We start from the raw sequence: 14,313 nt of genomic DNA on the forward strand, positions 1-14,313 counted from the left end.
ATATTTCTAAACATATAATACTGTTTTCAATCCACTAGAAAAGTGCGTGATTGAGAGAGATTATTTGTCTATGTAACAACTCTTGTAAAAAACATATCAAGAGTAAAATAATATTAAACATGGAAACATTAAGTTTTTATAAAGTGGCTATTTTAAATAAAGCCGGCGAGGAGCAAGTCTTAAATCGTTTTAATGGCGAGGTTGATTTTTTAGAAATTTGCGATAATTTCTATAATTTTTTGACAAATAACATAATTCATTATTTTGATAATAATGGAAATAAAAGAACTTTTTCAATAAGTTCTGAAGTACAATATTCAAAAGATACAAGGAGTATATCCACGTATTTTGATTCAGCCTATACTGGGCAATCTTTAGATATTAGAAATGGAGTAACCAATGAATTGGTTTATCCAGTTTCAAAAAAAGAATTCCAAAGCAGAAAAATGTTCTCTTTTTTTTATATACCTAAAAATTCTAAGTACGGCTATGTGGTTTTTCAAAATAAATCTAAACATGGTATTAAAGTAGTGTTTGAAACACAATCTCAAAAATTTTTAAATGAATCTGGGTATAAAGATTATCGTATTATACTCAGTCCAGGGTTAAACTTTAATTATTTGTCTAAAATGATTGAAAACGGAAAACTCAAAAAAGTTAGATTAATTAATTACATTCTTTCTCAGGATATTCAAATGTCTTTATGGGATAGTATTAATTTAAGTTCGAAAGATCATGAGATTAGGGAGTTGAAATTTAATAGTAAAACTGAGAATAACTTATTCAAGCAGGAACTTAATAGTCTTTTTTTTTCAAAATTAATTAATAACGAAAAAATTAATTTTATGGGTGAATACGAGGTTGATGAAATTTCATTTGAAATAACTTGCGATGGTTGTTCAAAAACTTTTTATGTGAAGGACAGAAGTAAAGTTAGGCCTAATGTTAATGTGTCATCGGGTATGGAATATATTTCTGGAGAGCCTACTAATGACTCTATGGTCAAGATAAGTCTCGGTTTAATAAACGATTTGAGAAGCTATAAAGATCTCGATTTTATAGAAGCAGCCTAAACAAAAAAAAGCATCCTGAAAAGGATGCTTTTTAAGTTTATATAATAGAGATACTATAGCTCTAATGCTCTTTTAATATCATTGTCCATTAATAATTCAGTTGGGTTTTCTAAAGCCTCTTTAATAGCGACTAAGAAACCAACACTTACTTTACCATCAATAATTCTGTGATCGTAAGATAACGCGACATACATAATAGGTCTAATTTCAACGTGTCCGTCTATAGCAACTGGGCGCTCAACAATGTTGTGCATTCCTAAGATACCACTTTGAGGAGGGTTTATAATTGGAGTTGATAACATACTTCCAAACACACCACCATTAGAGATTGTAAACGTACCACCTGTCATTTCATCGACAGTGATTTTTCCATCTCTAGCTCTAAGTGCTAAACGTTTTACTTCAGCTTCAACACCTCTAAACGACAAGTTTTCTGCATTTCTAATTACGGGTACCATCAATCCTTTTGGACCCGAAACAGCAATACTAACATCTACGAAATCGTAAGTTAACATTTCTTTTCCGTCGATCATAGAGTTGACCTCTGGGTACATTTTTAAAGCTCTTACCACTGCCAATGTGAAGAAAGACATAAATCCTAATCCAACACCGTGCTTCGCTTTAAAGGTTTCTTTATATTCTTTTCTTAGCTCAAAAACGGGAGTCATATCAACTTCGTTAAACGTCGTTAACATTGCCGTTGTATTTTTCGCTTCTACTAAACGCTCTGCTACTTTACGACGTAACATAGACATTTTACTATTATGAGAACTTCTATTTCCTCCAGAAGGGGTTCCCATAGAAGGTACCGCTTTTACAGCATCATCTTTAGTAATACGTCCGTCTTTACCTGTTCCAGTAACTGCCTTCGCATCCATTCCTTTTTCTGCTAAAACTTTTCTAGCTGCAGGACTTGTAACGCCAGAAGCATACGTTTCTTTTGCTGGGTTTTCTGCTTTAGGAGTGGTTTCTTTTTTTGCTTTAGCAAGGTCTTTTTTAGCGTTGGCGTCGCCGTCTTCGTCAGCACCTTCAGATGTTGATGGCGCTTCAGATGATGAGCCTTTTGGTGCGCTAGCACTTGTGTCTATTAAACAGATCACTTGACCAACTTCTACCGCGTCTCCTTCTTCAGCTTTTAAAGTAATAATACCACTAGCTTCTGCAGGAAGTTCTAAGGTTGCCTTATCGCTATCTACTTCGGCAATGGCTTGATCTTTTTCAACATAATCACCATCTTGTACTAACCATTCTGCTATTTCAACTTCTGTAATAGATTCTCCAGGAGAAGGTACTTTCATTTCTAAAATCATCGTAATGTAATTTTATGTTTTGTTTATTTTACTTTTTTCGATACGTTCAAAGACTTATCTCTGATTGTTTTTTGTTTTATCAAAAACAAAATCTATAACCTCTTTATGTCTCGCTTTCGATCGTACTGCGCTACCAGCTGCTGGCGCTCCGTATGGTCTTCTTGAGGCCAATCTGAAGTTTCTCGCGTCGTCCAAATGCATTAACATATGGCTGTAGGCTCCCATATTTTTAGGCTCTTCTTGTGCCCAGACAATATCGTCTGCATTTTTATATTTTGATAAAATGGCTTTAATAGCTTTAATTGGTAACGGGAATAATTGTTCGATTCTAACCAAGGCAACGTCATCTCTTTTAAGATTTTCGCGCTCTTCATCAAGATCGTAATAGAACTTTCCTGTTAGTAAAACTAATGTTTTTATTTTATTTACATCGCTATTCTCGTCATCTATTAGTGTTTTAAACGAACCGTTTGCGAAACTTTCTACTGTAGAAACACATTTTGGATGACGTAATAAACTTTTCGGCGTAAATATAATAAGTGGTTTTCTAAAATTAGATTTCATTTGTCTTCTTAACAAATGAAACATATTTTCGGGCGTTGTACAATCGGCTACATACATATTGTCTTTAGCACATAATTGTAAATAACGCTCCATTCTTCCCGAAGAATGCTCTGCACCTTGCCCTTCGTATCCGTGCGGGAGTAACATTACTAACCCGTTTTGCGTTTTCCACTTGTCTTCTGCAGCAGAGATGTATTGGTCCAACATAATTTGCGCACCATTACTAAAATCTCCAAATTGTGCTTCCCAAATGGTTAATGTATTCGGGCTTGCCATTGCGTAACCGTAATCGAAACCTACAACACCGTACTCAGAAAGTAACGAATTATAAATATAGAAATTACCTTGTTTATCGTTAAGTTGGTTAAGTAATAAAATTTCTTCTTCGCTATCTTCAACCTTTACTACAGCATGACGGTGAGAGAATGTTCCTCTTTCCACATCTTGACCAGAAATTCTAACATCGTAACCTTCGTCTAAAAGGGTTCCGTATGCCAAATGTTCGGCCATTGACCAATCTAATCTATTCTCGTCGAACATTTTTTGTCTAGATTGTATTAGACGTTCAATTTTACGAATAAATTTTTTGTCTTTAGGCAAATTAGAAATCACTTTTGTAATTTCCGTTAGTTTTTCAATACTCGTTGTGGTGTCTACAGTTTCCATCATTTTATGCTCATCTACGCGCTCGAAATCTTTCCATGTTTCGTGCATAAAAGGTGTAATGACAGTTTTGTCTTCTTTTCTAGAATCTACTAATTTCTCTTCTAGAGCATCTTTGTATATTTTTTCTAAGTTCTTAACATAATTATCGTCGATAAGACCACTCGCTTTTAATTTAGCGGTGTAAATGTCTCTCGGGTTATCGTGTTTAGCAATTGCTTTATATAACTTAGGTTGTGTAAAGCGGGGTTCATCTCCTTCATTATGGCCATATTTTCTATAGCCTAATAAATCAATAAATACATCGCGTTTAAATTTCATTCTAAAATCTAGTGCAAATAATGTAGCGTGCACAACCGCTTCGGCATCGTCGGCATTTACGTGTAATACTGGTGATAATGTTACTTTACCAACATCTGTACAATAGGTACTAGATCGTGCATCTAAATAATTTGTGGTAAAACCAATTTGATTATTTATAACGATATGAATAGTTCCATTGGTTTTATAACCATCTAATTGCGCCATCTGAACAAGTTCGTAAACTAATCCTTGACCTGCAATAGCGGCATCTCCATGCACTATTATGGGGAGCACTTTACTAAAATCATCTTTATAAGATCGGTCTTGTTTTGCTCTTACAATACCTTCTACAACGGCTCCTACTGTTTCTAAATGAGACGGGTTAGGAGCAACGGTTAAGTTTATTTCTTTTCCAGATTTTGATTCGCGATGACTTGTCCAACCTAAGTGGTATTTAACGTCCCCATCGAATACTTTCTCTTCGTAATCTTTGCCATCAAACTCATTAAAAATGTCTTTAGCAGATTTTCCAAAAATGTTTGTAAGAGTACTTAATCGTCCACGGTGAGACATTCCCATTACAAATTCTTTAACACCATACTCGGCTGCTTTATCTATAACAGCATCTAAGGCAGGAATTAAAGTTTCACCACCTTCTAAAGAGAAACGCTTTTGTCCCACATATTTTGTGTGTAAAAAGGTTTCAAAAGAAACGGCTTCATTTAATTTTTTAAGAATATGTTTTTTTTCATCGTTAGAAAACTTAGGTTGATTGTTACCAACATTAAGTTTGTCTTGAATCCATTTAAGTTCTTCAGGTTTACGAATGTACATATACTCCACACCAATAGAATGACAGTATACTTGCTCTAAATGTTCGATTATTTTTAGTAGCGTTTGTGGGCCACCATAACCTAACATTTCTCCAGCATTGAAACTAGTTTCTAAATCTGAATGGGATAAACCAAAGTGTTCTATTCCTAAGGTTGGCGCATATTTTCTACGCTCTCTTACCGGGTTTGTTTTAGTAAATAAATGACCACGTGTTCTGTAGCCATGTATTAAGTTTAAGACCTGGAACTCTTTTAAGACATGTTCTGGGATTTTAGTAGATACACTTTCAACTGCCTTACCTTCCATTCCGTAGTTTTCACTACCAAAATCGTAACCTTGAAAAAAGGCTCTCCAACTAGGCTCAACTGAATCGGGGTTTTCTAAATATTGATCATATAAATCAGCAAAGTATGCTGTATGTGCTGCGTTTAAAAAGGAATATTTATCCATTATAAAATTTAAGACGGGTTCGCTTCAACAAAATTTTATCAAAAATACAATAATTACCAAAATTAGACCTCCTTTTAGTATATTTATAACATCTTTTTATTTTAATTCCTTTTCGATGATAAAAAACACTTCTTTTCCATTGAGAAACCGATTTTTTTTGTTTCGTTTCTCTCTTTTTTTGGGGTGGCCAACGCGCAATTTGCACATAAAGACGCTACTGTTGATATCTGGGATCGCGTGCGGTTTTGAGGGGGCTTAGGTTTAAGTACTGGGAGTGGTTTTTTTAGTGCCACTGTTTCACCAAGTGCTATTTATGAATTTAACCCAATGTTTGGGGTAGGCGTTGGTTTAAGTGTTACATATACGAAACGGAAAAATTTTTATAAAGCGACTGTTTTTGGAAGTAGCCTTATTGGTTTGTTTTCTCCCATTCAAGAGCTACAATTATCGGCAGAATTTGAAGCGTTTTTAGTCACGAGAAACTTTGATAACCTACTATTTAAAGATGACCAATACTGGTATCCAGCCTTGTTTTAGGCGTTGGGTATAGAACGCAAAATGTTACTGTTGGCATACGCTGCAATGTATTGTATAACGGTGATAAAAGTATTTATGCGAACGCATGGATGCCATTTATTAGGGTTTATTTCTAACTAAAATAAGACATCTCTAAATAACGAGTAATTTTTTACCTTCACAACTCTTTTTTTGTTACTTAAGATAAATTTGTCCTTTAATATGATATTTATCATGTTATATGTCTTTGCATAGTTTTATTTTTGTTTAATAAAACTTATAAATAATGAAAACAACACTAAAATTAATCACCGTATTGCTTGTAACACTACTTGTGAGTTGTGGAGGCAAGGAAGAAAAGAAGAAAGAAAAAATCTCCTATCCTAAGAAAGAACCAACAGAACAGACGACGACACCTAAAGAAGAAAATGTTCCTGCATCAAAAAGAATAGATTTAGCCAATAAAGGTATCGGCCCAATTACATCTGTAGATTTAAGTAATCCTGTAGATCAAAAGATGGTGACACATGGGGCAGATGTTTATAAAAAAATGTGTACTGCTTGTCATAGAATAGATAAAAAATTTATTGGTCCAGCACCAACTGGTATTTTAGAGCGTAGAACTCCAGAATGGGTAATGAATATGATTTTGAACCCACAAGAAATGACTCAAAGAGATCCTTTAGCAAAAGAGTTATTAATGGAATTTAATGGTTCTCCAATGGCTAACCAAGGTTTAACTGAAAAAGATGCTAGAGCAGTTTTAGAATATTTTAGAACTCTAGAATAAGTAACACACTTGCAATTTCGATAAGAAGGAATTTTTAAGCCATTTCATGATTTTATAGTCTTTATTTTTTCATATAAATAACTTTAAGACACTTTAAAAGGTGCTACCGTTGTGTTGTCAGACAACAAATTAGCAGCAAAAGCATATTGGGCTTTTATGGAATTATAGAAGTAAAAGTTAGGAATGAGAAATCACAAATTTGGGATTGAAAATAATGGAAAATAATACAGCAGAAAACGGAATTATTCACAGTGGGGAAATTTTTTTATTATCACCAAAAGAATAATTTAAATACTAATTTAAATTAAAACACCAATGAAAAAACTAATAACATCAACATTCGCAGTTGTAGCAGTTCTTTTTGCATTTACAAGCTGCAATAACTCAGATAACTCTAGTAAGAGTGGAGCATTATCTAGCAATAATGCAGAAAAAGTATATGTAGCCCCTGGCGAACACGATTCGCACTACGCCTTTCTTTCTGGAGGATATAGTGGTAACTTAACGGTTTATGGATTGCCTTCTGGAAGAATGTTTAAAGAAATCCCCGTGTTTTCTCAGTTTCCAACTTCTGGATATGGGTATTCTGAAGAAACGAAACCTATGTTAAATACCTCTCATGGATTTATTCCTTGGGGCGATGCGCACCATCCAGATATTTCGCAAACAAACGGAGAAGTAGATGGTCGTTTTGTTTTTATTAATGAAAATAATACACCCAGAATCGCAAAAATTGACCTGAAAACATTTGAAACTACAGAAATTATTGAAGTTCCAAATAGTGCAGGAAACCACAGTTCATCTTACGTTACAGAAAACACAGAGTATGTTGTTGCGGGTACACGTTTTTCTGTGCCAATTCCACAACGTGATATGCCAATTAAAGAGTACAAAGGTAATTTTCAAGGTGCCTTATCTTTTATAAGCGTGGCACCAGAAACAGGAAATATGGATATCAAATTCCAAGTGCTAATGCCCGGTTTCAACTACGATTTATCGCACCCTGGACGTGGAAAATCCCATGGATGGTTCTTTTTTACTACCTATAATACAGAAGAAGCAAATACTTTATTAGAGGTCAACGCATCTCAAAACGATAAGGATTTTATTGCAGCTATAAACTGGAAAAAAATTGAAGAATACGTAAATAATGGTGGGGGGACAATGATGCCTGCTAATTATGCACATAATGTATATGACGAAGTAACACACACGGCAACGTCTACTATGAAAAAAGAAGTGCGTGTGGTTAATCCATCAGAAGTTCCTGGCGCTGTATACTTTATCCCAACTCCAAAATCACCGCATGGTTGCGATGTAGATCCTACTGGAGAATATATTGTAGGTAATGGGAAACTTTCAGCCAACTTAACTGTACATTCATTTACAAAAATGTTAGATGCTATTAAAAACGAAAAATTTGCTGGTGAAGCGTATGGAATTCCTATTTTAAATTTTGAAGATGTTTTAGCAGGAGTTGTAGAGCAACCAGGATTAGGACCATTACACACAGAGTTTGATGGTAAAGGAAATGCTTATACTACATTCTTTATTTCTTCGGAAGTTGTAAAATGGAAATTAGGTACGTGGGAAGTTATAGATAGAAAGCCTACTTACTATTCCCCTGGTCATCTAGCTATTCCTGGAGGAAACTCTGGAAAACCTTTTGGAAAATACATGTTTGTAATGAATAAAATAACAAAAGATCGTTATTTACCTGTTGGTCCAGAATTAGAACATTCTGCCCAGTTATATGATATTTCTGGTGATAAAATGGAATTACTTTTAGATTTCCCTACACATGGAGAACCACATTATGCAGCAGCTATTCCTGCAAGTATAATTAAGGATCAATCTCAAAAAATTTACAAATTAGCAGATAATAAACATCCGTATGCTGCAAAATCTGATGCAGATACTAAAGTGATTCGTAATGGTAATGAAGTTCATATTCAAATGACAACGATAAGAAGTCACTTTTCACCAGATAACATTGAAGGTATTAAAGTAGGTGATAAAGTATTCTTCCATATTACAAACTTAGAGCAAGATTTTGATGTACCACATGGTTTTGCAATGATAGGGCAAAACAACTCGGGCTTATTAGTTATGCCAGGACAAACCAAAACGTCTGTTTGGGAACCAAAAGAAGTTGGTGTGTGGCCATTTTATTGTACCGATTTCTGTTCTGCTTTACACCAAGAGATGCAAGGTTATGTTAGAGTCTCTGCAGAAGATAGCGATACGCCAATAAAATGGTCGTTAGGAGAAGATATTGAGTAAAAATATTAGGGAGATTTTGTTTTAGTGTTTATTTCCCTATTAAAAAGGCGAGAGTAGAATTTTTGCTCTCGCCTTTCTTTTTAAAATACTACAATCTGTTAAATCAAAAACTTTATTTGTACAATAATATTCAATAATTAAACCATGAAAAAGGCTAGCGTTATAATGATAATAGGCTCTTTACTATTATTAGGACTTTTTAAATTTCCGTTATGGGATATCGAACTTGGAGCACCACAATATCCAGATCCCTTAGGGATGAGTATTTATATTCAAGGTATTGAAGGAGCTGAAGAATTCGATTTGCAAAACATAGATGGTTTAAACCATTATATTGGTATGAAAACAATTCCTAAAGCAGAAGAAATGTGGGAGTTTACAGTTTTTCCTAAAGTTATTATCGGTATGGTGCTTTTGGGTGTAATAATTGGGGTATTAGGTTATTTCAATAAAGTAAATTACAAATACTTTATGGGGTGGTTTGTATTAATGTCTATATTAGGAATTATGGGTATGTACGATTTTAATAATTGGTTAATAGACTATGGTACCAATTTAGACCCAAATGCAATTATAAAAGTTACGAATCCAGATGGTACACCAATGTCGTATAAACCACCATTATTTGGATATCAAAAACTGTTAAATTTTGATGTTACTTCTCTACCAGATTTAGGCGGTTATCTCCTGTTTTTAGGTATGTCTTTGACGCTGGTTGCTTTTTGGTTAGGCAGAAGGGCTAGTCTTAAAAAAACAACGTAGTAATACTTTAGCACATAAAAAACTAAAATTATGCAAATACTAAAATACGCTTTAACTCTGGGATTGCTACTATTATTTTTTGGTTGTAATGTATCACCGAAACCCATAGATTACGGTAGCGATGGTTGCTATTTTTGTAAGATGACCATTGTCGATAAAGTTCACGCCGCCGAAATTGTAACCAAAAAAGGCAAAGTTTATAAATTTGATGCCACCGAATGTATGGTTAATTTTATGGATGAATTCGATACTTCAGAAATAGAACTATACTTATCTAACAACTACACAGAGCCAGGAATTTTAATCGATGCTACACAAGCTACTTTTTTAATAAGTAAGAATGTACCAAGTCCGATGGGGGCTTTTTTATCGGCTTTTAAAAACAAGGCTGATGCAGAAAATGTAAAAATAGAAAAAGGTGGTGAACTATATACCTGGAAAGAAATACTAGGGAAATTTAAAGACTAGTAATATGAAAAATATAATTAGTTTTTTGGTCGTCGTTTTTATATCCAATGCCGCTATTTCTCAGGCTCTTGAGGTTTGTAGTGATTGTGAAATTTCAACTTTAAAAGAGGCGATTAGGCAAGCGAAAGATTTTGATACTATAATCGTAAAGAAAGGCACTTATAAAGAATACGACGTTATTATCAATAAACCGTTAACCATTATTGGGGAAGACTACCCGGTAATTGACGGTGAATTTAAAGGCGAAATAATAACGGTTATTTCAGATAATGTAACGCTTGATGGCTTATTTATTAAAAATGTTGGCACAAGTTATACAGAAGATTATGCGGCCGTTCGCGTTAGAGAAAGTAAAAACTTTGTAATTCAAAATTTAGTTTTAGAAAAGTTATTCTTCGGCATTTATATAGAAAAATCAAGAGACGGGAAAGTGTTTCATAATAAAATAATAGGCGATGCTGTTGAGGAGTATAACTCTGGAAATGGTATTCAATTATGGTATAGTAAAAATATTCAAATTGAACATAATTTTATACAACACGTTCGCGATGGGATTTATTTAGAATTCTCTGATGGTTGCACGATTAAAAATAATGTAAGCGCTTTAAATGTGCGCTATGGCTTACACTTTATGTTCTCTAACGACGATATCTACGAGGATAATACTTTTGAAAATAATGGTGCTGGAGTAGCGGTAATGTTTTCAAAGCGTATTAAAATGTATAATAACATTTTTAAAGAAAATTGGGGGACAGCATCATATGGCTTATTGCTTAAAGAAATAAATGATGCCGAAATTGTAGGTAACACGTTTGCCGATAATACTATAGGTATTAATGTAGAGGGTACAAACCGTATTAATTACAAACACAATACGTTTAAAAATAATGGGTGGGCAATTAAAGTAAAAGGAGCGTGCTACAAAAACATATTTACAGAAAATAATTTCTTGTACAATTCCTTCGATATAGCTTACAATAGCAAAGTTAATGACAATGAATTTAATAGAAATTATTGGAGTAATTACACCGGTTACGACCTCGATAAAGACGGTGTTGGCGATGTGCCTTATAGACCCGTAAAACTGTTTTCTTACATTGTAAACCGCACACCCGAAACCATTATTTTATTGCGAAGTATGTTTATAGATATTATTGATTTTTCCGAAAAAGTGTCGCCAATTTTCACCCCTGATAATTTATTAGATGACCATCCACAAATAAAAAAAATACTATGGTAATTATTGAAGACTTACATAAAAGGTTTGGTAAAAACCAAGTGTTAAGTGGTTTAGATCTAACCATTAGCGAAGGTGGTGTTTTTGCCGTTCTCGGCCCCAATGGTTCCGGGAAAACAACCTTAATAAAATCGGTTTTAGGAATGGTAATACCAGATAAAGGAACTATTACTGTACTTGGCGAAAACATCAAAAAGAAGTCAGATTACAGGCATAAAATTGACTACTTACCTCAAATTGCAAACTTTCCAAGCAATTTAAAAGTGAAGGAATTAATTAAAATGATTAAAGATTTACGTGCGTTTACAAATGCAGAAGACCAATTAATAGAGCTATTTAGACTTGAGCCTTTTTTAGACAAAAAACTAGGCAATCTTTCTGGTGGAACCAAGCAAAAAGTAAATCTTGTATTAACGTTTATGTTTGATAGTCCTTTAATTATCCTAGATGAACCAACATCGGGTTTAGACCCTATCTCGCTAATACGATTAAAAGATTTAATTCAGAAAGAAAAAGCTAAAGGAAAAACCATTTTAATAACCTCGCACATTATGAGTTTTGTAGAAGAAGTGTCAGACGAAATCGTGTTTTTATTAGAGGGAAAAATATACTTTAAAGGCACAATTTCCGAATTAAAAAACAAGACCAATCAACCAGATTTTGAACATGCAATAGCATCAATACTTATAGACAATCATGCTTAAAATATTAAAATACAGTTTTTACGACCTTATGCGTAGCCGATGGAGTTATGTTTATTTTGCATTCTATTTATTACTAGGCGTTGTGCTCTTGTTTTTAAACAACGATTTATCTAAAGCGGTTATCACTTTAATGAATGTTATTATTGTATTGGTGCCTTTAATAGGTACTATTTTTGGCGTTATGTATTACTATAATTCAAAAGAATTTACAGAATTGCTTTTAGCGCAACCCTTAAAACGTTCGTCCATATTTTTAGGACAGTATCTTGGTGTTGCTTTATCACTTTCTATGAGTTTAATTCTAGGTTTAGGACTTCCGTTTGTGTTTTATGGTTTGTTTGAAAGTAGTGCTATATGGGATTTTTCATTATTACTAATTACAGGCACATTTTTAACCTTAATATTTACTGCTTTAGCATTTAACATTGCGTTATCTAACGAAAACAAGATTAAGGGTTTTGGTTATGCCATTTTACTTTGGCTGTTTCTAGCCATAATTTATGATGGCTTATTTTTAATGACGTTAGTTATGTTCGATGATTATCCTTTAGATAAACTGTCACTAATTGGGACAATGTTAAACCCAATAGATTTATCTAGAACACTTATTCTTTTAAAATTAGATATTTCGGCACTTCTAGGGTATACTGGAGCCGTCTTTAAGCAATTTTTTGGTACAAACTTTGGACTTATCGTGTCTTTTATAATGTTAACTATTTGGATAATATTACCCGTCTTAAGAATTCTATTTAAAGCGAAGAAGAAAGATTTTTAAGCAAATAGTTAAGGTTGCATCGTAGCTAAAGCGTATTACAATTAATGACATGCCGGTGGCTACCGATGTTGGCTGGAAGGTGCAACTTTAAAGCAGGTGTAATAATTATAGTAGAGAAAGCATTCCCTTCAGGGTATAAATTAAGAACGTTAATTAACTATTATTCTAAGGTGTAATAGCGCTAAAAGATTAAGAATATTCATTTTTAAACCATACTTTTTGCCATTCCCTTTTCAAAATTAAAAAAGCCACCTCCTCAGAAAGTTGTACGGTGTCATCACCGTTCAATGCTTTAATTTTTGATTCTGAAACATCTATTATATACAGCAAATTAAGGTAGTCTGAAAAACGCTCCTGAATTAATGTATAGACCGTTTCGTGAACAAGCAGTTTTAATTCTGAAGGCGTAACGGTCTCTTCAAAACTCAAATCGATATTGGCTAACAAAAAGTCCTTGTTAATTTGAAGGATTAGTTTGTTGTACAACGCTAACGATTGCGCCTCTTCAATTAAGCCATTAAATGTTGTGGGAAGTCTCATAGTTTAGACTTTTCTATTCATTAAATCGGTTCCGAAGGCTTTTAAGTTTTCCTTCTTATCCTCAGAAATGGTTAAAGAATCAAGAACTTTAAAGGCTTTTATAGTATAATTTTCAATTTCTTTTTGTGTCACCTCTGCCGAGCCTGTAGAGACAAAAAATTCTTTTATCAGTTCAATTTTATCCGAACTATCGTCTAAATGTACCGAGAATAATTGCTTTAATTGATGCTGATCGGAGGCATTAGAAAACTCTAATGCTTTTAAGTATAAAAACGTTTTCTTATTTTCAATAATATCGCCACCAACTTGTTTCCCAAAGGTTTCAGGGTTTCCGAAAGCATCCAAATAATCGTCTTGTAACTGAAATGCTATTCCTAATAAGCGACCAAAATCGTAAATCTTATCTTGGTCTTCTTCCGAAGCATTAGCAACAATAGCGCCCATTTTCATTGCCGCACCCACTAACACAGCGGTTTTGTATTCAATCATTTTTAAATACTCTGGAATGGTTACATCATCGCGCGATTCAAAATCGACATCGTATTGTTGCCCTTCGCAGACTTGTAAAGCTGTTTTGCTAAACAATTTGGCAAGCGCTCTAAAAATATGAGCATCATAATTTTCGAAGAGTTGATAGGCCATAATTAGCATCGCGTCTCCCGATAAAACTCCCGTATTTAAATCCCATTTTTCATGCACGGTTTGCTTACCACGACGCAAAGGAGCAGCGTCCATAATATCGTCATGGACTAAAGAGAAATTATGAAACACCTCAATGCTTAATGCGGCATCTAGTGCTTTTTTAGAGTCGCAATTAAAAATTTCGGCCGTCATTAAAGTTAAAACCGGACGTAAACGTTTACCGCCAAGCTCTAATATATAATGTATAGGTTGGTATAAGTTTTTAGGTTCTTTTTCAAAAGTAAACGTTTTTAAATGCTCTAAAAACGCAGCTTGATAGTGTTGTGTTGTTTGCATACGGCAAAAATAATGTAAAAACTTATATTACACCTACTTTTTCTATAATGTTAAAAAATGATT

13 protein-coding genes are annotated in these 14,313 nt (G+C 33.8%); 9 read left to right on the forward strand and 4 right to left on the reverse strand.

The features are described 5' to 3' along the window. Window positions 1–119: 119 nt before the first annotated feature. Window positions 120–1,073, forward strand: coding sequence for a hypothetical protein (locus ES676_RS06370; protein WP_148369480.1), 954 nt, complete (start codon window positions 120–122; stop codon window positions 1,071–1,073). 53 nt (window positions 1,074–1,126) lie between these two features. On the opposite strand, the gene odhB is transcribed toward ES676_RS06370, so the two are convergent. Both odhB and ES676_RS06380 read right to left on the reverse strand, forming a co-directional pair. Next, window positions 1,127–2,383: a 2-oxoglutarate dehydrogenase complex dihydrolipoyllysine-residue succinyltransferase gene (gene odhB, locus ES676_RS06375; RefSeq protein WP_148369482.1), complete on the reverse strand. Its 1,257-nt coding sequence runs from the start codon at window positions 2,381–2,383 to the stop codon at window positions 1,127–1,129. A 54-nt stretch (window positions 2,384–2,437) separates the two neighbouring features. Continuing rightward, complete coding sequence (locus ES676_RS06380; RefSeq protein WP_148369484.1) at window positions 2,438–5,197, reverse strand: 2-oxoglutarate dehydrogenase E1 component; 2,760 nt, start codon at window positions 5,195–5,197, stop codon at window positions 2,438–2,440. A 327-nt stretch (window positions 5,198–5,524) separates the two neighbouring features. On the opposite strand from ES676_RS06380, the gene ES676_RS06385 reads away from it, so the two are divergent. The 8 genes from ES676_RS06385 (at window position 5,525) to ES676_RS06420 (ending at window position 12,732) form a co-directional block, all read left to right on the forward strand. Continuing rightward, entirely contained in the window at window positions 5,525–5,734 is a 210-nt protein-coding gene (locus ES676_RS06385) for a hypothetical protein (RefSeq protein WP_148369486.1), read from the forward strand. A gap of 265 nt (window positions 5,735–5,999) precedes the next feature. Next, the gene (locus ES676_RS06390) at window positions 6,000–6,503 is read left to right on the forward strand and encodes a c-type cytochrome (RefSeq protein WP_148369488.1); all 504 of its coding nucleotides are present in this window, start codon (window positions 6,000–6,002) and stop codon (window positions 6,501–6,503) included. A 315-nt stretch (window positions 6,504–6,818) separates the two neighbouring features. Continuing rightward, window positions 6,819–8,786 carry a Sec-dependent nitrous-oxide reductase gene (gene nosZ / locus ES676_RS06395; RefSeq protein WP_148369489.1) on the forward strand — a complete coding sequence of 656 codons (1,968 nt, stop codon included), beginning with the start codon at window positions 6,819–6,821 and terminating at the stop codon, window positions 8,784–8,786. A 144-nt stretch (window positions 8,787–8,930) separates the two neighbouring features. Next, window positions 8,931–9,548: a hypothetical protein gene (locus ES676_RS06400; RefSeq protein WP_148369491.1), complete on the forward strand. Its 618-nt coding sequence runs from the start codon at window positions 8,931–8,933 to the stop codon at window positions 9,546–9,548. 30 nt (window positions 9,549–9,578) lie between these two features. Further along, window positions 9,579–10,016, forward strand: a complete 438-nt coding sequence (locus tag ES676_RS06405) for a nitrous oxide reductase accessory protein NosL (protein ID WP_148369493.1) — start codon at window positions 9,579–9,581, stop codon at window positions 10,014–10,016. Window positions 10,017–10,020: 4 nt separating this feature from the next. After that, window positions 10,021–11,256 (forward strand): nitrous oxide reductase family maturation protein NosD, encoded by a 1,236-nt coding sequence (locus ES676_RS06410; protein WP_148369495.1) that lies wholly within the window; start codon window positions 10,021–10,023, stop codon window positions 11,254–11,256. Then, entirely contained in the window at window positions 11,250–11,957 is a 708-nt protein-coding gene (locus ES676_RS06415) for an ABC transporter ATP-binding protein (RefSeq protein WP_148369497.1), read from the forward strand. The genes ES676_RS06410 and ES676_RS06415 overlap by 7 nt, the downstream gene beginning before the upstream one ends. Continuing rightward, entirely contained in the window at window positions 11,950–12,732 is a 783-nt protein-coding gene (locus ES676_RS06420; protein ID WP_148369499.1) for an ABC transporter permease, read from the forward strand. The genes ES676_RS06415 and ES676_RS06420 overlap by 8 nt, the downstream gene beginning before the upstream one ends. 189 nt (window positions 12,733–12,921) lie before the next feature. Here the strand turns inward: ES676_RS06420 and ES676_RS06425 are convergent, their stop codons facing one another. Together ES676_RS06425 and ES676_RS06430 are read right to left on the reverse strand one after the other, a co-directional pair. Further along, window positions 12,922–13,272, reverse strand: a complete 351-nt coding sequence (locus ES676_RS06425; protein WP_148369501.1) for a hypothetical protein — start codon at window positions 13,270–13,272, stop codon at window positions 12,922–12,924. A 3-nt stretch (window positions 13,273–13,275) separates the two neighbouring features. Continuing rightward, a complete protein-coding gene (locus ES676_RS06430; protein WP_148369503.1) occupies window positions 13,276–14,250 on the reverse strand; it encodes a polyprenyl synthetase family protein in 975 nt (324 codons plus the stop codon). Window positions 14,251–14,313 lie beyond the last annotated feature (63 nt).

The sequence above is a fragment of the Bizionia saleffrena genome (assembly GCF_008086175.1).
Taxonomy (GTDB): domain Bacteria; phylum Bacteroidota; class Bacteroidia; order Flavobacteriales; family Flavobacteriaceae; genus Bizionia; species Bizionia saleffrena.